Origin of the sequence: Kitasatospora sp. NPDC091257 (genome assembly GCF_044757675.1) — a bacterium.
GTDB classification, from domain to species: Bacteria; Actinomycetota; Actinomycetes; order Streptomycetales; family Streptomycetaceae; genus Kitasatospora; species Kitasatospora lactacystinica.
This window is the reverse complement of sequence record NZ_JBIVVI010000835.1, coordinates 1-4,169: the sequence shown is the minus strand read 5'-3', so window position 1 is coordinate 4,169 and position 4,169 is coordinate 1. Positions and strand designations below refer to the sequence as shown.

Here is a 4,169-nt window from a genome sequence, read left to right as displayed (position 1 = left end):
CTCGTTATGAACGACTCCCGGGGGATCCGGATGGTTCCTCGCCGTTCGAGCCCCTGGAACCGGCTGTTCAGGGAGGTGTTCAGGGAAGTGTTCGGGGGCGGCTGTTCAGGGAACCGGGTGTTCGGGAAAGCGGCGGGCCGTCTGCTCAGGCGGCGGTCGGGGCCTCGGTCTCGGTGCGGACCAGCCGCTCCATCGGCTCGACCGCGATCTGGCCGAGCATCGAACCGGCCACGATCGCGCCGATCAGGACGACGGTGGACAGCCAGGCCATGGTCGACACCGGCAGGGTGAAGGCGCCGACCACCCGGGCCGCGCACTCGGTCAGCAGCGCGGTGCCCCAGATGCCCGAGAACAGCCGCTCGTGGCGGCGGAAGGCCCGCGCTCCGGCCGCCCGGCCCTCGACCAGCCGCTGCCAGGCGGCCGCGCGCTCCGGCCGGCCCTTGGTGAGGAAGGGCATCAGCATCGGAGTCATCACCGGTCGGCCGACCAGCGCGGAGACCAGGATCGCCAGTGCCACGGTGCCGCTCAGCCCGCCGTCCTTGGCGATCATCAGGCGGGCGTCGCCGGTGACGAAGGTCAGCGCCAGGCCCGCCAGGTTGACGGTCAGCATCAGGGCGGCCCACAGGTTGAGCCTGCGCTCGACCAGCAGGCCGAGGACGGTCCGGGCGGCCGGGAAGGCACTGCTCCAGGCCAGTGCGGCGAACTCGCTCAGGCCGAGGGCCGAGTGCAGCAGGTAGTAGCCGGCCAGCGGGGCGGCCACGTCGAGGGCCAGCGGGCGGAGCCCGGAGACCAGCGGGTTGGGGGCCTTGGCGCGGGCGGCGGCGCCGGTGGCGGCGGACGTGGCCGGGGTGGTGCCGGTGTGGGCGACGGTGCTGGTGACGGCGGCGGCACTGACGGTCTGGCTCACGGTGGGTTCCTCCCCGGCTGGTGGCCGCGGGCCGCTGCCCGCGTCGTGCCTCCAGTCTTTCCGTCCGACCCTCCGTCAGCGCAGTGCCGTCCGTTGCGTCATCCGCGTGACGGTTGTCATGGTGCGCGCCGTGACACCGCCTCCGACCTGCGGATTTCCTACCCCTCGTCGGGGAAGGCCCACAGTGCGCGGCCCAGGGTGTCCAGGCAGCGGACGGTGCCGAAGCGCTCGTCGCCGGCGGACAGGAAGCCCTGCGCGACACCCGCCAGAACGGTCCGGGCGACGCCGTCGCCGCGGGTCCAGGCGCCGGTCAGCACCAGCGCCTCGTCGGTCAGCTCGGCGCGCTGCACCCGGGCCACCGCCGCGGTCAGCAGCGCGGCGTTGACCGCCTCCAGCTCGGCGGGCAGGAGGTAGGTCTCCCCGGCGGGGGTGCGGTCCGCCTCGGCCCGGCGCCGCAGCTCCGGCAGGCCGTAACGGTGCACGGCGGCGACCGCGTCGTCCAGCGGGAGCTGCCAGCGCGGCCCGGGCAGCACCTCCCACCAGACGTCCTCGCCGACCGGCAGCACCTCGCCGATCCGGGCCCGCCAGGTCTCGACGCCGTACCGGGTGCGCGGGTCGGGCCGGTGGCCGGGGAGGGCCGCGACGCTCCAGTCGGTGCGGCGGACCACGCTGAGCTCGAAGGTGAAGGGCACCCGGTCGGCGGCGGGGCGCTCGACCAGGCCGAGCAGCAGCCAGTGGGTCTCGTCCGGCAGGCTGAAGGTCCGGCGCCACCCGATGAGGCCCAGGGCGCGCAGGGCGGGTGCGAGGTGCTCGCGCAGGCCCTTCGCATGGAGCTCGTGGAGCCCGTGGAGCTCGTGGGCGGTCGTCATCGCGGTCTTTCCCTGCTGGTCGTGGTGTCGGACGGGTGCGCCGGGTGCGGTGCGCCGGGCCCGGCGCCGGTGGTGGTCCCCGTCAGTGCTGGTCCCCAGCGGCACGGCTCAAACCAGGCAGGGTCGTGCGACCGGGGCCCGCACGGGTCGTGCGTGCGCCCTCGGACACGGCGGTATCCCGGCGGCGGGCCGGGTGCGTCGGCGGACCCCGTGTCGGGGCGGGCCGTCGGCCCGGACTGCTTCGCCCACCGACAACGTAGGCCGGACGGGCCCGTCCGGGCCGTGGGCGAACGACAGCAGTCCTCGGGACCTTGGCCCCGGCCGCGGGCGGTCGTTCGGCCGGAGCCGAAGTGTTCGCCCGAATGGCGCATCATGTGGCGGGTGCAGAGTGCAGAGCGCCCCGGAGCGGGCACCGACGGACCCGTCGGCCGGTCCGGACCAGTCCCACCCGCCGGCCCGCCGCCGGGCCCGGCCCCCGCTCCCCCCGACCTGACCGAGGCGGTCCGGGCCGCGCAGGCCGGGGACGAACAGGCGTTCCGGCTGCTGTTCCGGACCGTCCAGCCGGGCCTGCTGCGCTACCTGCGGGTGCTGGTCGGCGGCCGGCCGGAGGACGCGCAGGACGCCGAGGACATCGCCTCCGAGACCTGGCTGCAGATCGCCCGCGACCTGCGCGGCTTCTCCGGCGACGGGGACGGCTTCCGGGGCTGGGCCGCCACCGTCGCCCGCCACCGCGCCCTCGACCACCTGCGCGCCCGGCGCCGCCGTCCGGTCACCGACCTGCCGTTCGAGCAACTGGTCGAGCTGGCGGCGGGGGACGACACCGCGCGTGCGGCGCTGACCACGGTCGGCACCGCCGACGCGCTGGCCCTGATCTCCCGACTGCCGCGCGACCAGGCCGAGGCCGTGCTGCTGCGGGTGGTCATGGAGCTGGACGCGGAGAGCGCCGCCCGGGTGCTCGGCAAGCGGGCCGGCAGCGTCCGGATGGCCGCCCACCGGGGGCTGCGGCGGCTGGCCAAGCTGGTCGAGCCGCGCGCCTCCGGGGGCGGTATCCCGGCGGCCCGGGCCGGCGCGGCGACGGCCGGGGCCCAGGCCGGACCGGGCGCCGGGGCCGGGGGGAACGCCGCCGGGGCGGCGGCCGGAGTGAGCGGGGGCGAGGCCGTCGGGCGACCCGTGGGGAAACCCGCGGAAAAAAGTTCTCCGCAGGGTGTGACAGAACGCCGGGCCGCGACGCTGAAGGACATGAGATGAGCACCAACCGATCCCGTCGGATCGACCGTGATGCCGCCGAGCAACTGCTCGGTGGTGCCGTGGGCGGCCCGTCGGCCGGGCAGGACGCCTCGCTCACCGGACCGGACGGCGGTCCCGGGCAACTCGCCCGGGTGCTCGCCGCGGCCGCCGCCCCCGCGACGGCCGGCGAACTGGCCGGGGAGGAGGCCGCCCTGGCCGCGTTCCGGGAGGCGAGTCTCACGCCCGACCCGACAGTGACCCCCGTCCGGAGACGATCGATGGCAACCGCGGTGCTGGCCAGGGCCTTCAGCACGAAGGCCACTGCCGTCGTGCTCGGCACCACCGCGCTGTGCGGTGTCGCCGTCGCCGCCGGCACCGGCAACCTGCCGCCCGCGCTGGGCGGCGGCCCGTCCGCGCCGGAGCACAGGCTCGCGGGCCGGGACGCTGCCACCGGCCCGGCGTCGGGCCCGGCGGTCGTCGGGTCGTCGGCGGGCGTGGCCCCGTTCGGTGCCGTGGCGTCCGGTTCCGCCCGTCCGTCCGGCAGCGCCTCCGCCGGACCGCAGGCGGTCGTCCCGTCCGGCCCCGCGACGCCCGGCACCCCCTCGCCCGAGGGGCGCGGTGGCCGTTCGGCCGTCCCGCCCGCGCTGCTCGGCCTCTGCACCGGCTTCGCCGACCGTACGGCCAAGGGCGACCGCCCGAGCCGACTGGCCGGCGAATCGCTGTACGGCCCGCTGGTCGCGGCGGCCGGTGGCGCGGACCGCGTGACGGACTACTGCCGGGCCGCGATCGACGACGAGGGCGGCGAGGACGGCGACCACCAGGGCGCCACCAGCCCGACGCGCGACCCCGGCCGCACCGGCAGCGGCAGCGGGGCGAACGCCGGATCCGGCAAGGGGAACACCGGCGGCGGCCGGACCGACGGAAACGGCAACAGCAACGGAAGCGGCAGCGGAAACGGGCGCGGCAACACCAGCGGCGGCAGCGACGGCGAGGGCACCGGCGGCGCCGGTACCAGGCCGGGCAAGTCCGGCGTGACCGCCCCGGCCGTCCCCAACGCGCAGGACGGCCGCCCGGACAAGCCCGACCGGACCGAGAACGAACAGTCGGCCGGGAGGTAGCCCCCAGGACTCCGGGTGGGCGGCGAGCGACTCCCCCCGGGCTCGCCG

Annotated in this window: 4 protein-coding genes; 2 read left to right on the top strand and 2 right to left on the bottom strand. The window is 76.8% G+C overall.

From position 1 onward, the window contains the following. Positions 1-145 precede the first annotated feature (145 nt). Positions 146-907 carry a VC0807 family protein gene (locus ACIQOV_RS30515; protein WP_401053835.1) on the bottom strand — a complete coding sequence of 254 codons (762 nt, stop codon included), beginning with the start codon at positions 905-907 and terminating at the stop codon, positions 146-148. Positions 908-1,065: 158 nt separating this feature from the next. Beyond that, entirely contained in the window at positions 1,066-1,776 is a 711-nt protein-coding gene (locus tag ACIQOV_RS30510; protein ID WP_401053834.1) for a hypothetical protein, read from the bottom strand. A gap of 372 nt (positions 1,777-2,148) precedes the next feature. Between ACIQOV_RS30510 and ACIQOV_RS30505 the strand changes: the two genes are divergently transcribed. Then, positions 2,149-3,024 carry an RNA polymerase sigma factor gene (locus ACIQOV_RS30505; RefSeq protein ID WP_401053832.1) on the top strand — a complete coding sequence of 292 codons (876 nt, stop codon included), beginning with the start codon at positions 2,149-2,151 and terminating at the stop codon, positions 3,022-3,024. After that, entirely contained in the window at positions 3,021-4,121 is a 1,101-nt protein-coding gene (locus ACIQOV_RS30500) for a hypothetical protein (protein ID WP_401053830.1), read from the top strand. Before ACIQOV_RS30505 ends, ACIQOV_RS30500 begins: the two co-directional genes overlap by 4 nt. The last annotated feature ends 48 nt before the right edge of the window (positions 4,122-4,169 follow it).

Coding starts and splice junctions, on each gene's coding strand:
- ACIQOV_RS30510 (WP_401053834.1), bottom strand. CDS start 1,776: ATGACGACCGCCCACGAGCTCCACGGGCTCCACGAGCTCCATGCGAAG.
- ACIQOV_RS30505 (WP_401053832.1), top strand. CDS start 2,149: ATGTGGCGGGTGCAGAGTGCAGAGCGCCCCGGAGCGGGCACCGACGGA.
- ACIQOV_RS30500 (WP_401053830.1), top strand. CDS start 3,021: ATGAGCACCAACCGATCCCGTCGGATCGACCGTGATGCCGCCGAGCAA.